The organism is Bradymonas sediminis, assembly GCF_003258315.1.
Classification (GTDB): domain Bacteria; phylum Myxococcota_A; class Bradymonadia; order Bradymonadales; family Bradymonadaceae; genus Bradymonas; species Bradymonas sediminis.
Map to the genome: position 1 here is coordinate 3,144,535 of NZ_CP030032.1, position 21,964 is coordinate 3,166,498.

Genomic DNA, 21,964 nt, shown 5'->3' on the forward strand with positions numbered 1-21,964 from the left:
AAATCTCCTCATATGACGACGCCCGACGAAATCGGTGCTTTGAGTCTGCGGATTTCGCCCGGCGCCAGCCTATAACTAAGAATAAATTCGGCGCTTCGATGGCAAGCCAGGCGCGCTAAACGTGCGCCCGACTTGCCTCATTGCATGGATTACAGACCACAAGCGTTCAACTGTTCACTGGCGAGTTCGGCCGTTCCGGAGCGCAGGCCGCTGCTCAACCAGGTGGCGATTTGAGCTTTGGCGCAGGTGGCTGCGGCGTCGTCTCCGGCGATGAATCCGTGCAACGCGCCCTCGAAAGTCGTGTGCTCAAGCGACACGCCCATGGCGCCGGCGAGCAATTCGGTGGTCGGGTTGGGGACCGTGGTGTCGTCGCCGGCCATCTGAATCATGACCTGGTTATTGCTCAGACGGTCACCCAGGCTGAAGCTATCGGCCGAGACGTCATAGAGCACCGAGTATAGCGGCTTATCGGCGTCGAGATCGGCAGCATCATTGCTGGCGATATGCGGCGCGAAGATCCAGGGGTCGGCCGGCTCGATGGTCCATTGGAGCAAGGAGGCGGTCTGGAAGAAGCTGAAGCTATCGGTGGGGGGAAGCTGCTCGAGGATATCGGCGCCCAGCGAGCCGGTGATGATCACCTCGGTGAGGCGTGCGCCCGGCACGTTGAGGGCGGCGACGGTGACGTCGTCATTGGTCGCGATGAAGTTGGTGCCGAGGATGCCACCCAGGCTCACGCCGGTATAACCAATCGAGTCCTCGTCGATAAGGTCGGTGTTGGCATCGGCGTCGAGGACGCCTTCGAGACCGCCATCTTTGATGACCTGCGCAAGGATGGTCAGATCGACCCCTGCCTGCAGGAAGTTATTCTTGGTCGCGATCGCGTTGGCGGACATGAACGGAACGTCCGGGACGGCGCGCGGCCCGTGCAGCGGGAAGTCCATGGCGACCGAGGCCATGCAATAGGGAGCGGCGGCCAGGGCGTCGGCGAAGATGTCAACGGCCTTGTCACGGTTACCACCCAGGCCGTGGCCGAGGATGATGACCGGGAAGGGACCGTCGGTGCAGACGGTGGTGTCGGGCACAGAGACGGTGATCGCGACATCCTGCTCAACCGGGGCTTCGAGGAGTCCGAAGGGGTTGGTCGGGTCGAGGAAGAACTCTGTCTTAAACGATGCTTGCTTCTGCATCATGCCGATATTGGCAAAACCCGCGCCGGTCGGCGGCGTCTCAACATCGGCGACGTTGCCCTGCGCGCTGAGGGCACCGCCCTCGAGGGCGAGCGCTTTGCCGCGCGCGCTGAGCTTCTGTTGCTCGTCGGTGGAGTTGTCCGTTTGGAAGGCCCAGGCGTTGGCGATTTCTTTGCGGTCGCCGTAGCCAATCACAAGGCCTGCAACGAAGAGCTGGGCGTAGGAGAGACGCGCGCTCTCAAGGGCCACCGCGGTCGCGTCGTCGAGCTCTTTGACCAGGCTTTTGCCGTCGTCGTCGGCGATCGGGTGCTGGCTGCGCAAGAAGATGAACGCCTCGGAGGGTTTAACCTCCAATCCGTTAATATCCTTGACGCCGGTGGTGATAATACCAGCGGTCACCTCGTTATCGTCGGGGTTGCCCCCGAATACTTCGTTGGCGTCAAAGGGGCTTCCCAGCGGTCCGAAGGCCACCAGGTTCCAATCCTGCTTATACTCGAGGAAATAACGCTCTGCCGGATAGACCTTCGGGAAGCCATCGACCGTGCGGGCGAGGACAATGGTGTCGGCGTTGACCGTGGCCGGGTCCAGGGGCGCGCCGGCGAAGGGGAGCCAACCGTTGGCGGTGTTGGCGAAGCCGTTGCGCGCGTTGAGCTCGTTGATGACCGCTGCGGTGAGGGCATCGGCCTCCGGGTCCACCGGCATGGTGACCTCGCCGTTGGGACCGTTACGAACAAATTCGTTCGGGAACGGCACGTTTGCCGCGGTCGGGTCGAACACGGCAAAGGCGTCGGTGGCGGTGCGCCAGGCGTTGGCCGACAGGATATCGGCGCGCGTCAGGTCCGGGTCGGCCTCCAGGGCCGCGGTGACCGTCGGCGCCAGGAATTGGCGCAGGCCTTCGAGGCTCTGGGCGGTCTCGTCTTGGCCGGCGAGCAGGTCGACGGTGGCGACACCGTTCTCATCGACAAGCGGCGTCTCGAAGGTCGCGAAGTGAATCGCCTGGGAGCGCACGACCTGGTTATTATCAGTGTCTTTGATGTCGCCGGTGAGCACGAATCCGTAGTGGCTCGACAGCGTAAGCGGGGTCGCGATCTTCGCCGCGATCTCATAGCTCATGCTCGCCGCGCCGCCGTCTTCGGCGCTCGGGGTCTCGACCGCGTTAAATTTAACTTCGGCCACGTCGAGCGTGCTCGTCGTGCCGTCGGCGTTAAATTTAAAGACCCGAACATTTTCGGTGCCGAGCGAGTCGGGGTTGATCTCACCCGAGGTCGGAATCGTGATCGTATTGGAGCCAGGTAGCCACCCATGCAGGGTGCCGACATAGGCATAAAAATCGGCCTGGGCGGAAGCCTGGAGGTCGGCGCCGAGATTCGGCATCGTTCCGTCTTCTTCAAGCGCCAGGTCGCTGGGCAGCGGAATCGCCGGAATCGCCGGGTCAAAGACGATACTCACGCGTTGAATATCTTCATCGACCGGGACTTCTTCGGCGCAGCCGACAGCGAATGCCATAAGGGCCAGGGCCAGGGGGCCCGCGGTCCAAGCGTATGAACGAGGTTTTCTAAAAATTTTCATGCCAACTCTCCAATTTCGATCAAGACCAATTCAATCATTCAATCGGCCACATATTAGGCGACGCGGTCGTCCTGATTCGGCTCGGCGCGGACACTGGACGTCGCCAGGGGACACTATCAAAAGTACTTAAACAGAGTTCTTAGCGCTTCGCGGGCTAAAATGCGAGTAACAACCCTAAATCGCACCATTTTTATCGTGTATTTCGAAGCAAATGGGGGCAAAACTTGCGCGCCTGGCGTTTGGTGCGTTATGACTGTGGGGATGAGGCCGAATATCTGGGGCTTCGTTGAGGTTTTGACCTCGGGCAAAGCGAGCACGGTGCGCGCGATAATCGCTGCGATATGATTGGGACGAGTCATGATAGATGCGCAAAAAATGGGTAAGCAGCGCCAAACCCGCCCGAAACGCCGGTATTTTATCGCCGCGCTGATGGTGCTCATCACGACCTTCGCCCTGCCCTCGGCGGCGTTCGCCGCGCTGTATCGCTATGAGGCGCCGGACGGTACGACCCTCATCACGACCGAGAAAAAGGGCGCGGGATACAAGTTGCTCGAAGTGCTCTCGGGCCCTTCGCCCAAGGCCTCCAAACCCCGGCCAGCCGCAAAGCCGACGTCCAAGCGCAGCAACGCGTCGACTTCGCAAAAGAGCAGCGCGCCCAAGGCCGCCTTTAAGTCCAGCGGCTCCACCCGGCGCGGCGAGCACGGGTTCAATGACATTATCGCCGAGGCCAGCGAGGCATATGATGTGCCCTACGCCTTTATTAAGGCGGTGATTCGCATCGAGAGCGCGTTTCGCCCCGACGCGGTCAGCCCGGTCGGCGCCATGGGGCTGATGCAATTGATGCCGCGCACCGCCGCGAGCCTCAACGTCACCGACGCCTATGACCCGCGCCAGAATATCTACGGGGGCGCAAAATTTTTGCGCATCCTCATCGACCGCTATGACGGGGATATCAACCTGATATTGGCCGCCTATAACGCCGGTGACGTCGCGGTGAAACGCTACGGCGGGATTCCCTATCCGCAGACGCGCGATTATGTCGCGTCGGTGTATTATTGGTATAAAATTTACGAAAAAGAGCAGGAGTCTCGGTGAGCGCATCCACGATTCGTCAGGATATTGTCAATCTCCCCAACCTCATCACGTTGGGGCGCATTGCGTTGATCCCGATTACCTCGCTATTCATCTTTTATGGGGACCCGATCTCGTGCTTGATCGCGGTGCTGCTGTTCTGGGTGGCCGGGGTGAGCGATTGGCTCGACGGGTATCTGGCGCGCAAGCAGGGCCTGGTGAGCATGACCGGAAAATTCCTGGACCCGCTGGCGGACAAATTATTGGTCATGGCGACGCTGTTGATGCTGCTGCCGCTGGGGCGCATCTCGGTGTGGCTGGTGATGATTATCCTGTCGCGCGAGATCAGCGTGATGGCGCTGCGAAGCATCGCGGCGGCCGAGGGCATGGTGATCGCGGCTGGTCAGGGCGGCAAATTCAAGACCGCCTTTCAGATGACCGGCATGCTCGGCCTCATCATTCACTACGAGTATATGGTGGATTATTTCTTCATCTCTTTTCGTCTTAATTTCCACCTGATCGGGCTGTGGCTGCTGATTATCTCGGTGGGCTTTAGCCTGCATAGTGCCTGGGAGTATTTCGCCAGCTTCCTGCAGGCGATTGAGGGGCGAGAGGCCCCGGCTGCCGAGGCAGAAGCGTAGGCCAAGAGTATTCTTTATCGTCGCAAAGAAGCCCCAACACTCAACGTGTTGGGGCTTTTTCGTGGGCGCGTATGGAGCATCGTCTCGGACTATAGCCCCAGAAATTGCATGGCCGTCTGGCCGGGCTTGAGGAAGTCGACGCGCACGTTGAGCTCGCGCAGGTTCCCCGCGATGCGCAGGCGCTCTTCGCGCTCGGGGATGGCGAATAATTCGCGCGCGATATGGTAGCGCTCGGTGGCCTTGGAGGCTTCGTCGCCGTTAACCTCGTCGTGGTAGGCGGGGGTAAAGGGGACCAGGAAATGCAGGGTATGTCCTTTGAGTTTAGCGAGGCGAATCGCGCGGGTGAGCAGGTCAATGCTGGTGATGCCGCAGAGGTCGGTGACCACGACGATGAGTTGGCTGCTGCGGGTCGAGGTGACGACCTTCTCGATGGACTCCTGAAGGCCGCGCTCCTTTAGCCCCAGGCGCGCTTCGATGCGATAGGGAATGGCGAGGCCGCGCAATTGGGCGAATTGACGCAGCGCCGACGGCGGATTGACCACCACGCCGTCGCGCAGCGCGCCCGAGTCGTAGCGCGCCATATCGCCGGGCAAAGTTCCGCGGACCCAGCGCTCCAGCAAGTCGCGATTGACGCCGGTGTCGGGGTCCACCGGCTCGGTGCGCCGAAAATCGAGGCGCTCCTGGATCATCAAATAATCGGCGAGCCGGGTGACCAATTCGGTGTCGGACCATTCGCAGAAATCCGGGTCCACGATGGCGCCGACCCCGACCAGGTGGCGCAGCATATGCCCGAGGTGCAACATCGAGGCGCCCGGGGCGATATGCCCGTACAATTTCTCGTCGAAGGTCATCAACCCCACGCGGTCGCGCGCGCGGCAGAGCTTTTCGGCAACCTCCGTGACCAGCTCAATGCCATGCTCGAGCTTTTGGCCCTGCCACTGTCCGCCCCGCATCGACGTCGAGATATCCAGGAGCAGGTAGACGCTGAAGTCGACATCGCGCTCGTAATCGCGCGAGATAAGCTTGCCGGCGCGCGCGGTGGCCTTCCAGGCGATATTGCGCAGCGGGTCGCCCGGGTGGTACTCGCGCAGCTCGCGCACATTGCTGCCACCGCCGCGCTGCCGACTTCGCTGGGTGCCGTGCCGGCGCGCCAGAGTTCCGGTGTCCTTAAAGCCAACCCCGAGCGCCTGAACGCTGCGCGGGTAGACCTCCATAGCGTGTGTGCAGGGCAAATAATCGCGGGTAATCAGCAGGCCGAGCGGGTCGGCGGCGTAGATATCAAACCCGTGCAGGCACCAACGTCCGCTGCGCTTGGCGCGCACCGCAATCGTCAGCGCGGAGCGAACCCCCGAGGGGATATGAAAATGCTCCGGGATATCCTCGAACGCCAGGAACTCGGAGGCGTAGGGCTTTAATTGAAGCCCATAGAGCGGGATCCAGGCGTCGTTTCGAATCACGATATGCAGCTGTTTTTCTTCGCCTCGCACCGCGGTTGATATGTGGCGAAGTTTGTCGTCTTCGGCGTCGGCGCACACGATGGACACAAAGCGTCGGTCCAGCGCCAGCGCGGCCACCACGCAGAGCAAAAACGAGATAGCCAACACGCCCACCATCACCTCGCCCATCAACAACAAGACGGGGCGCTCGGCGAAGGCGCCGGCGCCGATGAAGATCAGCGCCCCCACAAAAACCCATAGGCCGCGCGTGCTCAAGTGAGGAGCCACTTATTTCCCCCGGGCGTCACGCGCATAAGAGACGCGCGCGAGCGCCTCGGCGACGATGCGCTCGGCGCTAAGCCCCGAGAGTTGCGCCTGCGGCACCAGCAGCACGCGGTGGGTCAGCACCCCGGGGGCCAGCGCGCGCACATCATCGGGGAGCACGAAGTCGCGCTCGCGGATAAGCGCCCGGGCCTTGGCCGCGCGCAGCAGCGCGAGGGCGGCGCGCGGCGAGGCGCCCAGCGCGCTATGCTCATGCTCGCGGGTATAGCGGGCAAGATCGACGATATAGCGGATGAGCTCATCCGAAATATGCACGCCCTCCACGGCCTTCTGGATCGCGATGACGTCGACGCTATTGAGCACCTGCTCCACCGGTTTGAGCGGATTCTGGTGGGTCTTAATCACCCGAAACTCCTGCTCGGAGGTCGGGTAGGTGATGACCATCTTGAGCAAAAATCGGTCGAGTTGCGCCTCGGGCAACGCGTAAACGCCCTCTTGCTCGATGGGGTTCTGGGTGGCGATGACCAAAAATGGTGCGGCGAGCGGATGGGTCACGCCGTCGATGGTGACCTGGCGCTCCTGCATCGCCTCGAGCAGCGCGGACTGGGTCTTCGCCGGCGCGCGGTTGATCTCGTCGCCGAGCACGATATTGGCAAAAATCGGCCCGCGCCGAAGGCTAAACTCATTGGTGTTAAGGTTCGGAATATAGGTGCCGGTGATATCCGACGGCAGCAAATCCGGGGTGAATTGAATGCGATTAAACTCCGCGTGGAGGGTCTCCGAAAACGCCCGGGCGAGCGTGGTTTTAGCAACGCCGGGCACGCCCTCAAGCAGGATATGACCGCGGGCAAAGAGCGCGACGAGCAACTCCTCGACGCGCGCGTCCGGGCCGATAAAGACCCGCCCCACCTCGGCGCGCACCCGCGCGATCTTGGCCGCGTAGCGCTCGATAAATTCGGGCAGGTTCAGCTCGCCAGCCGGCTCGTCTTTTGTCGGCGCGTCTTCGTGCATTTTAGACCAGGTCTCGGGTACGTCGTTCATATTCTTCCTCCAGCCCCATACGGCGCAAAATCTCGCGCGTGCTGCGGTATATTTTTATCAGGTCGCGCTCGCTAAAGTAAGCGTCGCTGTCCAGGAATACGCGGTGGCGCGTCGGGATGCTCGCGTAGGTCGCGAGCAGGTCACGCGCCTGGCGCTCGAGCTTTTTGGCGTCGGGCGCGTCGCGCAAAAACCGGCGCCGATACTCGCTGGCGAGCACCGCAACGGTCGGTCGCTCGTCGGCCGGGATGGGCCATTTATCCAGCGCGTCGAGAAAGAGCTCCTCGAATTGCTCCTTTAAGATGGCCAGCGCCAGGGCGTAATTTGTCTCACGCCCTCCCCGCCCAAATCGCGCGAGGTTCCAGTCAAACTCACTCTGCGGCGGCAGCTCATTTTGCCCGCCCTTCTCGATATGCGCGCTATAGGGTCGCCCGGCGCGCAGCCGAAAAACCGCGGCCAAATACAACGCCAGCCCGCCGGCCAAAAGAATCCCAAGATAATAGAGCAGCCGGCTCACTGGCACGTCCTGCATCATCTGGCTGAGCGTCTCGTTGAACTCCCGAATCCAGCGACTCCAGGTGTTTTTATCGGCATGTTTATCGCCGGTGTTGATATAGGTGCCGCGCTGCTCAAAATTTTCGACCAGGAGGATGGCCCGACACGGCTTTCGGTCAGCGCATAGATATTGCAGGGTATTGCGCGCGAATTTGGCGTTGTCGGCGACCTGAAGCATCTGGTTGATTAGCATGCTCGCGTCGGCCAGGGCGACCACCTTGCCGTCACCAAAATTCATATCATAGACAAGCCCGCCGCCCTCGGCATACGCCACCACCGGGCCGCCGACGTTGAGCAAGACCGTCGGGTGATTGGCGACCAGTGACTGGACGTCATCGATGAGCGCGTGGGCGCCGGTGGGCGAGAAGATCGGCAGGTTCGGGTTCTCTTCGACGAAGCGGTCATGCGGCAGTTCGCCGTTTTGCACGTCGAGGTAGCGGATGCCGAGGCGGTCCAAGAATGGATAGCTCGAGCCGCCCTCGATCGCGTAGAGCATCATGCCGCCGTCGAGGATATAATTGCCCGCGTTTTCAACCTGAAGCGGGTCCAGCGGGTGGAGCGCGATGACGATATCCTGCGCGCCAATGGCCGACCAATCAAGGGTCTCGGTGAGCTCCACTTCGACGCGCTGCGTCGCGGCCAACGCCACGAATTCGGACAGCCCGCTCCAGGCCTGATTATCGGGGTGATAATCGGTTTTGCGCGGCTGTGGGGTGATCGACGGCCCAAAGCCCTGCGCGCTTGCCGGTGTCACGCTAAGCCCGCTAAACCCCTGCGGAATCAGAAGAAATGCACAACACAAAACACTCGCAATGAGACGCGTTCGCGCGGCGTTTCGACTCATGACGCACCTCCCTGCGCCTTCTCGCGAATGCGCTCGGCCAGGCGCCTGGCGAGCTGCCAGACGGCGTCGTCGAAGACGCGTCCGCTGAAATATGTCTCCTCGACCACGGCGGTCATCATCGCCATCAATTGCTCCCCGCTCATCTGTGGGTCCTCGCCCGCGGCGGGCGCGGCGCCCTGGCGAAGATGGCGTTTGAGCGCGCTCACAAACGCCCGACTCGCGTCGGAGTTCAACGCAGCATCGTTCGCTAAAATCACATCATCATCGGGATTGCTTTGCTGCTCATCCGCCGCCTGAAGTTCGGCCTCGCGAAGCACCGCCTGCAGGGCGTCGTCGATCTCATGGAGCGAGAGCGTGCCCCACAGGTCGCGCCCCTCGAGCGACTCGACCAGCGACTGATAGAGGCGCCGGATCTTCAGGGGGATCGCGATCATCCCCAGGCGCATATTGCTCAGCTTACCATCATGGGGCAGCCGAAACTCGAGCTGTGATTGCATAAAGCCCGGGGCGTTGACGGACAATTCGTAGCGCCCCTGCGGCAGGTCTTCGATGCGAAAAGCCCCGGCGCGCCGGGGCGCCTCGCCCGGTTGAGCAGGCTCAACCCGGTGGACTCGAAGCGGCGCATCTTCGCCGCGCTCCCGTATGCTTATCTCGGCCAGTGAGACCGGGCGTTGCTTCCAAATATCCCAAATGACCCCGGCCAATATGACCGTCGAGGGCGCGACGGCTTCATCCGCCGGGAGCGCCTCCGACAGGGAACTAAGCTCCAGATATTCGACATCCTCGAGCGCCCGGTCGGCCCGCTCGCGCGAGGCCCGCTTGCGCCGGTGGTCGCTCAGATAAGTTGCGATCACCTGCCAAAAACGCTGCAAAAGCAAACCAAAGCCGCCGAGCAATCCAAGCACCGCCAATAGGTTGAGCAGCCAGCGCGAAGCCTGGCGGTCAATCTCGATCGGCTCGGCCTGCACGGAGACGCGCGCGCCGGCATCCGGCGCGACTTCGGCCCGGGCCGACCAGACGCCATCGGCCAGGTCAGCGCTGGGGAAGAATGCCTCGAAGTCCCCGGCCGCGTCAGTCGTCACGGTCATGCGCGGAGCCGCGTCCTCACCGTCATCGGATTGGCCGGGGTCCTGGGTGGAATCGGCCACGGCGCCCTTGCGAAAGAGGTCCACGCTCACGCGAACTCCCGCCAACTCGCCGAGCTGGTCGCGGACGTTTCCGCGCACCACCATGCCGCGGCGCAGGCGCTCAAAGACCTCTTCAATCTCGGCGTGCAGCTCCAGCGCCTCGCTCACACGCAAGGTCTCACGCGCCGGCTCGACCTGGTTATAGCGCGGATTGCTCAGGAGGGCGCGAACTTCATGCAGGCCCGGCGCTATGGGCGGGTCGAGCACAACCGTCCCTCGGCCAAATTGGTCGAGCGCCACCGCGCCGACCGTCATCTCATCGAGCAGCACGACCGCGTCTTCGGGCAAGCCCACGCTATCGACCGTCGCCTGGATGCGGATGGGCAGCGCGCTCTGAGCGCCGACGACCAGCGAGGGCATATGCAGGCTGAGCTCAACCGGCATCTCACGCACCTCGACGGTGGTCGAAAAGCGGTCCCCGCTGAGGTTCGGCGTCTCTTTAAAAGCGACCTCGACGCCCCATCGCCCCGGCATCAATTCGCGGTGCGCCCGGAAGACGCCGCCGCGCTCGCTAAAGACCTGTGTGCTGATGTCGGGTTCGGTGTCCAGCGGCGCACGGTTGGGCGTGCTGTCGAGGTTTCTGAAGTTGATCGTAACTTCGCGCTGACCCAGCCCGCTGCCCTGCCGGTCACGCAGCGTCCCGTGCACGCGCACCATCGTGCCGGCCGCGCTGACGTTGACCTGCAACTCGCTATAGGCGCGAATATTGATCTCAATGGCCTCCGCCGGCGCCGAAAACGCGCCAAGCGCAGACATGCCCACGAGCAGCCCGAAGACGCGCGCGAAAACTCCCCTTAATGCCCGGTGATTTACTTCGACATTCATAGAGGTGTTCTTCCCATCTCCAAACATTCGGAATTCAATCGCGAAAGCTGTAACGCTTTGGGCCCACCGGGCTATTCCGGCGCCGGCGGGTCATCGGTGGCGGGGCTCGGCGTACCGTGCTCATCGCCCTTCTCGCCCCCCTCGCCCTGCAGGCGCTCGAGCGTTTCGCGGGCCCATTCGGCGTCCTCACCGGCGGGGGCGAATCGAAGATAGCGACGAAGTTGGGCGGCCGCCTTGGTCTTGTCGCCAGCCTTTAGCGCCATGCGGGCAAGGCCAATGCGCGCGTCGGCGCGCGTGGAATCTTTTTCGAGGACGCGAGCAAATAATTTTCGCGCCTCCTCGGTCTCACCGCGCGCGGCGTGGAATTGGGCGAGCTCGATTAAGAGGTCGGCAGACTCACCGATCAACGCCACCGCCTGCTGCAGGTATTCGTGCCCCGCCTCTTTACCGTCGCGGGCGCCGCTGAGAATCGCGAGCCAACGCAGCGTTTCGACCGACTGCGCCAGATATTGAGACTCGCCCTGATAGCCTTCCAAAATCCTGGAGAGGTCACGCACGCCCGTGCGGCGCGAAAACTCAAGATAGGCGCTGCCCAACCCGTTGAGCGCGACGGTGCTTCTTCGGTCGCGCAAAAGCGCGCGGTAGAACGCCCCCTGGGCGCTCTTCGCCTTGCCCATGCCCAGGTAAATCCGACCCATCTCGATCAAGAGTAACGGGTCGGAGGGGTCTCTGCGCCAGGCGGCTCGAAAATGGCGATCCGCGGCGGATTCCTGACTTGAGATATGCTCGACCAGGCCCATCACCCAATGGGCGGCGGGGTCCGAATCAGCCAGGCGCAACGCCTGTTCGGCCAGCCCTCGGGCCTGCTTAAAATCTTTGCGCCAGAAGGCATGATTCGCCAGGTCGACCAGGCGCTCAACCGAGGTTGGTTCGACCGCCAGAAAGCCCTCAAAAATCGCGTCATCGGCGCGATGTGTCTCGACATTATTTGCCAGCCCGCCGCGCTCCACCCGCATCGTCAACGCGCGAAACGCCCCGCGCTGAAGCGGCGCGACCGGAGTGGCGGTGAGCAATGAGCCGGCGAGGCGCCCGTGCCCCAACGACAGGTGGCTCAACACCAATGCCCGCGAGATATCGACCGATTGCGTGTGCTCAAGCGCACGCCCCGCCAGCACGATGGCATCCTCATAATTGCCCGAATAATACGCCACCTGAGCGCGCGCGCCGTCGCCCAACGGGCTATACTTAATGCTCGCCGCCAGCGCCCGCGCCTGGCGCAACTCGCCGTCGCGAATCGCGATACTCACGCGCATCTGCGCGCGCTTTTCTTGGGCATCGGGAACGCCGTCGAGCAATTCAAGCGACTCGGCGGCCGCGCGGGTGAGCCCGAGCTGAGTCAGGACTTCGGCGCGCGCGAGGATCGCCTCCGCGGCGAGGGGTTGGTCTTGAAGTTGATTCTCAACCGATAATAGCGGCATCACCGACTCGGGAAGCCCCGTGACTTTGGGGGCCACACTGCGCGCCCCTTCGGCCTTCTTTTTACCAACTTTGCTGGGCGCGAGCGCCTTATTAAACTCGGTCAATTCGCGCGGGTCGACCTTCCCCAACGCCTTAAGTTGCACCGCGTATTTATAGCCGAGGTCCGGGCGCCCGGCGGCCGAAAATGAGCGCGGCGCGGCAATCTGCAAGAACCAGCGATAGTCCTCCGACAAGCCCGGGGTCTTCGCCAGGCGGGCCCAGGCTGCGTCGGCGCGGCTAATGTCGAGATCGCCGGCGCGCAAAATGGCCGCGACGAGCAAGGCTGGCCCAAGCTCGGCGTCGGCCTTTAGGGACGCCTCGGCCGCCTCGCGCGCGCCGGGCCAATCGCCCTTTCGCGTCGCGTTAAGCGCCTGCTCAAGGTGCTGCATAGCCAGGACAAATTGAGGACGCGCGACCGGCAAAACTCCGGACTTTGTCTCTTCGGCGTCTTCCGAGGTTCCGCCCTCGAAGTCGCTCAGCGTCGGCAACTTAATCTCGAGATGATTATAGGGGTTGTCCGGGCTAAGCGCGCCGAGCGCGTCTTGGAGTTTTTGGGCCTGGGCGGGGCGCGCCTGCCGAAGGGCGATGCGAAGTTGGGCGCTCAGAAATGGCGCGAATTTTGGGTATTGCGCCTGGCCGGCCAGATAATGCGACAGCGCCTCGGCGAATTGACCGCGCGACTCCGCCACAAACCCGCGCGCCCAATGCGTTGGGAGCGCGCCGGGGTATTGGCGCTCGAGGCGCGCCGACTCCGACAGCGCCTTCTCAAACTCGCCGCGCAGCGCCCAGGAAGTCGCCGAAGTCGCCAACCCCCACGCCGTCTCGCGGGTGCTCACCGCGGCCGAGGCTTCCCCCCAATCTGCGGCATACACCGCCGCGACGAATGCCCGGCGCTCGCTTACTCTTTCGTCCTTCGAGTTCGCCCCGGCCTCGCCGAAGATCGCCGTGGAAGACGCCTTTAGCGCCGGGTCGCTCATCTCGATCGCCGAGTCCAGCGCGCCGACGCCAAGCGATGGCGGCGCGGCCTTCCACCACAACAGCGCGCCGCCGCCGACGCAGAGGAGCAGCACGATGAGAACGAAGACGTTTTTTCGCCGACGCGGCTGCGGCTTGGCTTTATCCGGGGTGCGCGGCCGATTCGCGGTGATTGTCGCAGCGCTGGGATCGGTCTCGCGCGCAGGCGCCTCGGGCGACAGGCGCGCGAAGTCCGCGAAGGACTCTTCGCGCGGATGAGTCGCGCTAGCCGGGAGCTCATCGTCATCGAGAGGCGTTAATTTCTCGTGTTCCGTGACATCGGGAGCTGCGCCGGCGTCCGCTGGCTCCAACGTCGACGCAGGCGCTCCCGGCGGCTCGGGCTCAGCCAGCGCTTCGGGTTCGGGTTCGGGTTCGGGAGGCAGCACCACGCGCGGCGGCGGCCAGGTAACCTTCAACCCCTCGGCGCCGGCCGCCCGAATCAGCTCGCGCCCCATCGTCATCTTCTGGCGCTCGCGCAGTGCGTCCAAAACCTGGGCAAAATACGCCTCGGCATCCGGCTGCGCGACGAGCACACGCGAGAGCTCATATTCGAGCCCGGAGCTGTCGATATCATCGATATAGATTTCGCAGAGCAACGCCAGCGCGGTCTGCTCACCGGGGTGACGCTTAAGCCCCTCGATGAGCAACACCGCCGCGCGGACTGCATCCCCGCTCTGACGTGCTCTTAGTGCGCGCTGCTCGAAATTCAACGGGTCACCACCAGAAAGTGAGTGCCGGATCCGACGTGATTAGGAAGTGCTGAGTCGGGCTGGAAGCTGATGTCGCAACCCGGGAAGTCAACAAATGAGGGTGAGTTTTATTCTAAAATGCGCCGGCATTGCCGGCGCATTTGAATCAACGCGAGATCTTGACGCCCTGGGGCAGGAAGAAGCTCACGCCCACGGAGACCATGACGTTGTTGGTGAACTCGGGGTTCGACGTCCCGGTGCTCACTTCGGTGCGGTTATACAGATAATCGCGCACCTGAAGGTTGGCCGAGATGCCGTCGGTCAAAAACAGACGCGCGCCAATGCCGATCATCGGCGCGGGGCGCAGACCCACGAGCTGCGGGTCAACCTCTTCGCCCTCGACCGCCGCCTCGGCCTCTTCACCGATGAAGGAGAAGCCGCCGAGCACATGAATATCGTAGTTGGCGATGACCGAGTTAAACAGCGAGAATTTGCCGACGATCGGCACATACGAAACCTCGGCGCCGGCCAACCACTGAATATAGGAATAGGAGCTTCGGCGCAGGCGGTCCGGCGCGCTCTGCTCGAGAACCGCCTCGGTATTGGTGCGCAATTCGGTGTCAAATTGGGCGACACCGTACGCGCCCACCAGGCTCAATCCCCAGTTATTGGTCAAATGGTAGGACAGCGACGCGCCCGCCATCATATTCGAGATATAGGAGTCGTTGAGCGTCATCCCGACCAGGGGAGCCATTTCAAAGCGCGTGGAACGGTAGAGGACTTTATGCCGAATCACCGGTCCGGTCTCGCGGGCAGTTTCGCGCTCTGATTGCGCGAAGGCGACGTCGGCGCTCGCTACGGTCGCGGTTGCAACCAGGAGCGCGACGAAGAGACGACGAAGGCTTTGACACATCATGTAAATTCTCACACTCAATATTATAAAACTACGCCAGTTGGCATCTATCTACGCGTGGAGGGGCGTCGGGTGCAGGCAACTTATGGCGACGCTTCGGCGCGTTGAGGCGGATTAATCTTCTTCCGGCTGACTATATTCAAAGGCGGTCGGCAGGTAGAAACTCAAGCCCGCGGCGACCGTAACGATATTGGTAAGCGCACCTTGCTGGCCTTTTAGATCGGCCGAGAAGATTAGGTCGCGAACCTCGAGGTTCAGCGCCAGCCAATCGTTGAAGAAGACCCGCGTGGTCAACGCGACCGTGCCGCCGGGCCCACCGCTGGAGGCCGGCAGCGCGATGCTCTGCGAGTCGATATACTCGGCGCCCGCGCTGATAGCGAAGTCATAATAGATGATAAACGACTCGGCGAACGCGAATTTGCCGACCAGCGGCACGTATCCAAGCTCGAGTCCACCCGACCAATTCACGACGGCGGCGTCAGAGATCGAGCCGGTCGCGTTCTGAGACGCTTTAAACGCCCCCGTAGGTCCGCCCAGGGTCTCGCCAAAATTATACCAATCAAAGAGCGCTCCGACGTAGAAGCTCTCGGTGAAATGGTAATTGGCGTTGGCCCCCACCTTGAAGTGGCGATACATCGAATCATTGACCGACATGCCAAATCGCGGGGTCAGGTCGAAGCGGCCTTTTTGTAGGACCGGTTTTCGCTGAACCACGTGAATGGTGTCTTCGAAATCTTCTTTGTCGGTGTCATTGGCGAACGCGGGCGTAGCGAGCGCCAGCATCAAAATGGCGACAAGCCAGGCCAGTGAAGCACGCGACGAAGATAGAGTCAGCATTTTCAATTTAAACATATAGGGTTCCGCACAACGGAAATCAGGAGCCACTCAAGTTGAGCATTCGAAATAAAACCATCCGATAAAATCCAAATAATATTAGTTGAATATTACCGAGGGACATACTCCATCATCAGTAGACGTTAATGCATAGGTCACAACTGAGATTGGGTATATCACAGCCCTAATTTATTGGGCAAGGTCAGGCTGTAGAATTCGCCGACATCAGTCGGGCTGGGCGGTCTCAATGGCCGCATTTATTTTGTGTTTGCGCAAGAACGGACCCAGCGCTTCGGCGAGCTGGGCGATGGACTCCCCGCCTACCCGCGTCACCAACATTCGCTCGCCGCCGCCGTCGTGCAGCTGCACGATCAGGCGAGACTCGCGCGGCGCCGGTTTGATATCGACCAGAAAGCGCTCGATCTGCTCGAATTCGATGCCGCTTTGCTGCACCCCTCGCCCAAAGATCTGTTTGGCCTGGTAGATGAGCGCGCGCTCTTCGACGTCCAAGACCCACAGGTCATTGCGGAAATAGCGCAGCCCCGCGGCGACCAGGCTCATAAAGAGGACGCTGAGCAGCAGCACCCCGAAGAGCAGCCCGGTCACCGGCTCTTCGGCCCGGTAGCGCCCGATATAGTCGGGCAAAAAGAAGATCGAGCCGCACACCGTCAGCGCCAAAAACATGAAAATGAGCCGCTCCACGGCCGCCGCCAGGCGCCCGCTGCGGGTCAGACCCAGCGTGAAGATTTTCGCTTTCCGCTCACCGAAGACCGCTTTCATATTGACTCACTGCTATGCTAGAAGCCGCCCGCGATTGGCCGGGGATTCTGGCTGCGCAAAAATTGCGATAATTGAATTAATTCGACCGACGCGATGTTCTGATGCCAAACCGCGCCTCGCTGCGTGTATAATGCGCCAAAATTGGGCGCAAGTGCGCGCGACGCGCTTATGATATCCAGTTATATCTAGGCGGCCGCGATAAAAAGGCGACGCGCCTATCAAAAGCTGGTATGCATCCGCCCCGAGGCACTACGAACCGTCGTCCTCGCCTGCCTATTCATTCACTGGCCAAGTCCAAGTCCTGACCCATGTTCGAAAGCCGGCGCAAACAATCGGCCCATACTCTCTATCGGGCGCTCCTGTGGACCTTTGTCGCGCTGGTCGCCGGCGGGATCTATCTCAACAGCTTCCCCCTGGTCATCGACGCGAATCAGAAAATCGCAGACGGCGTCAACCTCACCCGCGAAGGCGAGGTCGATATCCTGGTGGTCATCGACTACGAGGCGATTCGCTCAAGCGGGCCGGGCTTTCGAGAGCGTGACTTTAGCGCGGCGTGGATCAACTTATTTGAGCAGGTCGTCGGCCCGGTCGCCATCGCGACGCCGACCACCGTCTCCCTCAAAAAGATCACCGAGGCTCGGGTCATCGTGCTGACCTCGAGCGTCTCCGACCAGGTCCCCGAGCAGATGCTCGACCAGCTGCGCGAGCACGCGCTCAAGGGCAACACCATCGTGGTCGAGCGCCCCCAGGGTAAATTGCGCGACACCTTCTCGGCCAATGGGCGCGCCGGGGTGCGCGAGGCCCAGGCCTTCACCTTCGCGCGCGACCTGGAGGCTCCCTATAACGCCCAACTTCTAGACATGCCGCTGTCGACCCAATTCGTCGGCTCCACCGCGCCGCGCGCCGGGGCGACCACGCATCTTTCGGTCGACGGTGCCCCCGCCATCTACTCCATCCCCATCGGCCAGGGCACCGCGATCACCGTCGACTTCGACTTCGGCGAGCAGATGGTCGCGATGCAGCAAGGCCGCCCGACCGAGGGATTTCAGGTGCACCCGCGCAGCGACCAACCCACCGCCGGCGAGAGCAACGCGCCCAAGACCTCGGCGCTGATCATGGACCCCAAGCTTGAGAATAACCGGGTCCCCTACGCCGACCTGCTCGAGCGCTTCGTCCTCTACGGCGTCATCGCCAAATACGCGCCCATGCCCACGATGTGGCCCTTCCCCAACGGCGCCGCCGGCGCGCTGATCGCCGTGCATGAAGACCGCGAGCTCGGCGACGACGGCGGTTGGATGCTCGATTACGAGACCTCGAAGAACGCGACCTCGACCCTTTTGTCGACGGTCGACGCAGGGTTGAGCGCGTCGAAGGCGGCGGTCCTGGCGCGCAAGGGCGCGGAGCTTGGCCTCTCTTACCAGAAGCCCGGGACCCCGCTTGAGCTCGATAAACGCGTCGGGTTCTGGGGGTTTAAGCCCATCGCCCAGCCCATCGGCCTGAGCGACCAGCTCAGCTCGCTTCGCAAGACGCTTCCGTCCAACAGCATCCGAAGCGTGCGCATCACCGACTCCTGGTGGGATAGCGAATGGAGCAAACCCTTCGAGGTCATGGCCGCCCAGAACCTGCGAATCGACACCAGCTATAGCCCGGCGAGCGGCGCCGGCTATGCGTTCGGCACGGGCTTTCCGTTTCTGACCGTCAACGCCCAGGGGCAGGTGCTCGGAATTCGTGAGATGCCGGTGGTATTTCCCGGCGACACACCTCAGTCCGAGGGCATCCCCCAACTGGCCGAATTAATTGAAGAAAGCGCCCAGGGACACCACGAAGCAATCACCTGGTCGGTCTCGCCGAGCCTCTTCGCGGACTACCCCGATATGCAGCGTTTTGAGCGGTGGCTGGCCGTCTTTGAACTCGCCGAAAAGCATGACCATATCATCACCAGCGCGATTCAATTTGACGGGTTTATGCGCGCGCGCCGCGCCTCCAAGATCAAGAGTCGCATCATCCACGACGCGGTGCTCCCGAGCGGAAATACGCTGGAGCGGGCGGTGGCGGCGGCGCGCGCCGAGCGAAAGGGCGAGCGCCTCGAGAAGGCCGAGGTGCAGACCGCGACCCTGCTGCGCATTTCGGTCAACGCGACCCAGCGCAATATTACGCTGACCGTGCCGGCGACGCTGGAAGGCAAGTCGTTTATCAGCGCCCAAAAAGGCAGCGGCCAGGCCGACCCGAATTTTGCGGCCACCCAGATCGAGACAACCCGGGTCACCATGGTGGGCTATCCGCTGGTGCAAATCCCGCTCGACGCCGGATTTAGCACGCTAAACATTTATTATAAGTGATTTCAAACGTTTTCATCTTGAGATTTCCAGGCTGATTTAACCTCGTATTCATCGCCGAATTCTCACTCTCAACTGTCGTTCATCTCTTCGAAAGACGAAGCCTATGGCGCGCAAAAAAACCGTCCTGAGCGCACTTAAATGGGACCTGGTCCTGCTGGGCATTATCGTGCTCGGCGCGGGTCTGGTCATGGCGCTCGAGCACCCACATTTTGAGCCCGCGACCTCCGAAATGACCACCGGCAGCCGCCCGCCCGACCGCATCGAGGGCGACGTGCTGCTGCTCTTGCCCGACTCGCCGGCAGCGGCGGCCCATGACTTTAGCGAGCTCGACTGCAGCTATGGGTGGTATAATAGCCTCTGGCAGCAATTTGGCTCCTTCGCCACCGCCCTCAACCGCAACTTAAGCCCGGAGATGCTGGCCGGGCGAAGCGTGGTGATTGTGCCCAAACGGGTGGCCGAGGCGATGCCCGCCACCGGCATCAGCGCCCTGGCAGGATTCGCCCGAACCGGCGGCCAGGTTATCGTCGAGCAACCCGGCAGCGGCTGGGAGCATCTGACGGGTCTGTCGACTCAGGGAAAGCTGCGCCAGGCGCGCGCGATCACCGCGATCGACGGACTTCAGGTCCACGGCGCGATGCGCCGACATCTTCCGAACACACCGCTTATCGGCTCCCTATTGCCGACGCCCGCCCTGGCCAACTTCCCCGGCGGCCCCACCCTGCTGGAGGTCGACGCCCAGCCCGGCCTCACCGTGAACCCGCTGGGGCGCGGGCAGGTCTATACCTTCTTATTTAACTTCGGCTGCACCATCACCGGCCTGCAGCAGGGCAAGCCCACCGAGGCGATGCGCTTCGGCCATGAGCCCGGGCAGCAGCGCCTGCCGGTCGACGCGCGCGCCGCCGACGAGCGCATGCTCACATCCCATGTGCCCTACTCGGATCTGCTGGAGCGCGCGGTCTTTAACCGCCTCTCCAAGATGCGTCCGCTGCCGCGCCTGTGGATGTTCCCGGGCCAAAAGGCGGGCTCGCTGATGCTGAGCCACCCGACGCCCTCGCATCTTCGCGCGGCGATCGGCTACGCCGACTTCGCCCGCCAGGACCACGGCTCCTCGACGGTCTTTGTCGCCTCGGACCTGGTCACCCCCACCGAGACCAACCTGCTCAAACAGGCCGGCGCCGAGGTCGGGCTTTTGTGGACGGTCGGCGAGCAACGCGCGCCGATCACCGAGGCGGTGGGCGTGGGCGCGATTAGGCCGATCCTGCGCGAACTCTCGCTCGCCGAGCAGCGCCTGCAACTCGCCAACACCCTCGTCGGCGCGGCCAATAGCGCGCCCGGCGACGCCGATATCACGATGGGACGGGTCGAAGGCTCGCTCTTTGACAACGACTGGGCGACCACCTTTCGCCAACTTCGCCGCGCCGGCATGAAGCTCGACGCGAGCTTCGGCCCCACCGACCCCGAGCATTATGGCTATCTTTTCGGTAGCGGATTTCCCTTCTACCCCATCGACGGCCGCGGCCTGCCGGTGCCGCTCCTGGAGTTCCCCTTCTTGCTCGAAGGCGCCAACGCCAACACCGAGCGGCTGGACCGCATCCTTGCCAATAGCGAGGCTTATTTTCACCAACCGGTGCACGTAAGCCTGCCGGCCGACGCGATGCGCACCGCGCCGGCCGCCGGCATCCTGTTGACCTTCAAGGACGCGTTCAAGATGGCCGAGGCGCGCAACCATTGGGTCACGACGCTGGCCGAATTCTACGACTTTTTGTCGGCCCGGCGCCAATCCGTGCTCACCAGCCAATGGGCACCCGAGCACCGCCGCCTGACGATCTCGGTGCATATGATCGGCGCGCGCGTGGCCTCGATGGAGGGCGGCGCGAACGCCGGCGTCGCCTTCCCGCGCGTCTACGACGGCCAGGAGGTCGAGCGCGTCGAGATCGACAACGCCGAGATCTCGCTTCGCCGCCTCGCCACCACCGGCGATGGCTACGAGCGCATCGTCGAGGTCACCCCCGGCCACCACACCATTTCGGTCTTTTATAAAATGCCGCCGGCCGCAGGAGATCCCGCGGCCGGCGAAGCTGAAGCGCCCGCGAACTGAGGCGTCGAACACGCCTCGAATCCACGGGGATTTTCAGTTCCAATTAGACCGGCATTTTGCCGGTTTCTTTGGTTTCGATGCAGGAGTAGATGGTCGCCTGCACGAGGAATGCCACGAACGAGAGGGCTTGCATGACAAGCCAGTTGACCGGGGCGGTCAAGAGCCCACCGAAGGGCTCAGCGAAGGCGGCGACAAAGCCGGTCGGCACCAGGATCGCAACGCCAACTAGGACCGAACAAACCCCCGCCGCGACGACGAGCAATACGCTCATAAAATAGCGCTTGTTGAGCTCATAGGATTGCGCCATCGCATCCATCACCCCCAACTCCCGGCCCGCCGCAAGATAGACCGACTGCATCAGCAAAAACCCGATGACCAAACCCGGGATAAGGCATAAGAGCGTCCCGAAGAAAGATGCAACCCCCGCCAGCAGCGAAACACCCAGCACCGAGAAGAAGACGCCCTTGGTCGACTCGATCGTATCCATCACGCCCATCTGCACATGGGCATCTTCGAAGATACGCCGGTGCAAGGGTTTGAACAGCGATAGCTGCGCAATCGTCAAGGCGATCGACACGGGGAGCAAAAAGACGTTCATAATCGCGACGCCGATTACTCCAACGAGCCCGATGACCGGCGCAAAGTAGGCGGTAATGCTCAGCACGCTCCCCACCAACGCGAGCGTCAGGGGCAACAAGCCAAGCACAATCCATGCCTTTAAGATCGAGCCTTTGGAGCGGTCGAACACCAGCGAGAAGCGGGCCTTGATCTCGTCGAAGCCCAGGCTAGCGCCTTCGCCCCAGCCCTCGGTCAGGCCGCTGCTGCCCGTGCTATGATTGGGCGGCGGCGCGCCCGGCCCCTGCTGATAGGGCTGCTGCGGTTGACCGAAATTGCCCGGCGGTTGCTGCTGCGGCTGCGGCTGCGGCTGGCCGAAATTATCCGGTTGTTGGCCACCCTGACCGGGCCCTGCTTCATTCCAATCGTTATTGCTCATCGTAATAATTGCCCCTTAATTTCTTTCGAAATCGGTTGAGAGATGAATGCGTCAATATGTCGGTGTTGCGCGCGGACTATAATGGGCAATTCTGCGCTCATTACAAGTCGAAGGCGATCCGAGACAAGAAATTCACGAAGGGAGGGGCCT

The 21,964-nt window shown here is 62.2% G+C and carries 14 protein-coding genes; 4 read left to right on the forward strand and 10 right to left on the reverse strand.

Translation table 11 applies throughout. The features are described 5' to 3' along the window. Positions 1–149: 149 nt before the first annotated feature. A complete protein-coding gene (locus DN745_RS11880; RefSeq protein WP_162687632.1) occupies positions 150–2,693 on the reverse strand; it encodes a hypothetical protein in 2,544 nt (847 codons plus the stop codon). A 420-nt stretch (positions 2,694–3,113) separates the two neighbouring features. On the opposite strand from DN745_RS11880, the gene DN745_RS11890 reads away from it, so the two are divergent. Together DN745_RS11890 and pgsA are read left to right on the forward strand one after the other, a co-directional pair. Then, positions 3,114–3,851, forward strand: a complete 738-nt coding sequence (locus DN745_RS11890; protein WP_111335125.1) for a lytic transglycosylase domain-containing protein — start codon at positions 3,114–3,116, stop codon at positions 3,849–3,851. Next, positions 3,848–4,468 (forward strand): CDP-diacylglycerol--glycerol-3-phosphate 3-phosphatidyltransferase, encoded by a 621-nt coding sequence (pgsA, locus tag DN745_RS11895; RefSeq protein WP_111335127.1) that lies wholly within the window; start codon positions 3,848–3,850, stop codon positions 4,466–4,468. The genes DN745_RS11890 and pgsA overlap by 4 nt, the downstream gene beginning before the upstream one ends. 89 nt (positions 4,469–4,557) lie before the next feature. Here the strand turns inward: pgsA and DN745_RS11900 are convergent, their stop codons facing one another. The 8 genes from DN745_RS11900 to DN745_RS11935 form a co-directional block, all read right to left on the reverse strand. Then, positions 4,558–6,192: a DUF58 domain-containing protein gene (locus DN745_RS11900; RefSeq protein WP_133621885.1), complete on the reverse strand. Its 1,635-nt coding sequence runs from the start codon at positions 6,190–6,192 to the stop codon at positions 4,558–4,560. Continuing rightward, positions 6,193–7,227, reverse strand: coding sequence for an AAA family ATPase (locus DN745_RS11905; protein WP_239497541.1), 1,035 nt, complete (start codon positions 7,225–7,227; stop codon positions 6,193–6,195). Then, positions 7,199–8,623: a DUF4350 domain-containing protein gene (locus tag DN745_RS11910; protein ID WP_111335131.1), complete on the reverse strand. Its 1,425-nt coding sequence runs from the start codon at positions 8,621–8,623 to the stop codon at positions 7,199–7,201. Before DN745_RS11910 ends, DN745_RS11905 begins: the two co-directional genes overlap by 29 nt. Then, on the reverse strand, positions 8,620–10,635 hold the full coding sequence (locus tag DN745_RS11915) for a hypothetical protein (protein ID WP_133621884.1): 2,016 nt from the start codon (positions 10,633–10,635) through the stop codon (positions 8,620–8,622). The genes DN745_RS11910 and DN745_RS11915 overlap by 4 nt, the downstream gene beginning before the upstream one ends. A 71-nt stretch (positions 10,636–10,706) precedes the next feature. Next, the gene (locus DN745_RS11920) at positions 10,707–13,877 is read right to left on the reverse strand and encodes a tetratricopeptide repeat protein (RefSeq protein ID WP_133621883.1); all 3,171 of its coding nucleotides are present in this window, start codon (positions 13,875–13,877) and stop codon (positions 10,707–10,709) included. Positions 13,878–14,022: 145 nt separating this feature from the next. Next, on the reverse strand, positions 14,023–14,772 hold the full coding sequence (locus DN745_RS11925; RefSeq protein WP_111335136.1) for an outer membrane beta-barrel domain-containing protein: 750 nt from the start codon (positions 14,770–14,772) through the stop codon (positions 14,023–14,025). A 111-nt stretch (positions 14,773–14,883) separates the two neighbouring features. Beyond that, positions 14,884–15,621 (reverse strand): outer membrane beta-barrel domain-containing protein, encoded by a 738-nt coding sequence (locus DN745_RS11930; RefSeq protein WP_111335138.1) that lies wholly within the window; start codon positions 15,619–15,621, stop codon positions 14,884–14,886. Positions 15,622–15,828: 207 nt separating this feature from the next. Beyond that, positions 15,829–16,383 (reverse strand): hypothetical protein, encoded by a 555-nt coding sequence (locus DN745_RS11935; RefSeq protein ID WP_111335140.1) that lies wholly within the window; start codon positions 16,381–16,383, stop codon positions 15,829–15,831. Positions 16,384–16,691: 308 nt separating this feature from the next. On the opposite strand from DN745_RS11935, the gene DN745_RS11940 reads away from it, so the two are divergent. Both DN745_RS11940 and DN745_RS11945 read left to right on the forward strand, forming a co-directional pair. Further along, positions 16,692–18,722 (forward strand): hypothetical protein, encoded by a 2,031-nt coding sequence (locus DN745_RS11940; RefSeq protein ID WP_111335141.1) that lies wholly within the window; start codon positions 16,692–16,694, stop codon positions 18,720–18,722. A 103-nt stretch (positions 18,723–18,825) separates the two neighbouring features. Continuing rightward, positions 18,826–20,820, forward strand: coding sequence for a polysaccharide deacetylase family protein (locus tag DN745_RS11945; RefSeq protein ID WP_111335143.1), 1,995 nt, complete (start codon positions 18,826–18,828; stop codon positions 20,818–20,820). A gap of 43 nt (positions 20,821–20,863) precedes the next feature. Here DN745_RS11945 and DN745_RS11950 read toward each other — a convergent pair whose 3' ends face one another. Further along, the gene (locus DN745_RS11950) at positions 20,864–21,814 is read right to left on the reverse strand and encodes a hypothetical protein (protein WP_111335144.1); all 951 of its coding nucleotides are present in this window, start codon (positions 21,812–21,814) and stop codon (positions 20,864–20,866) included. Between the last annotated feature and the right edge of the window lie 150 nt (positions 21,815–21,964).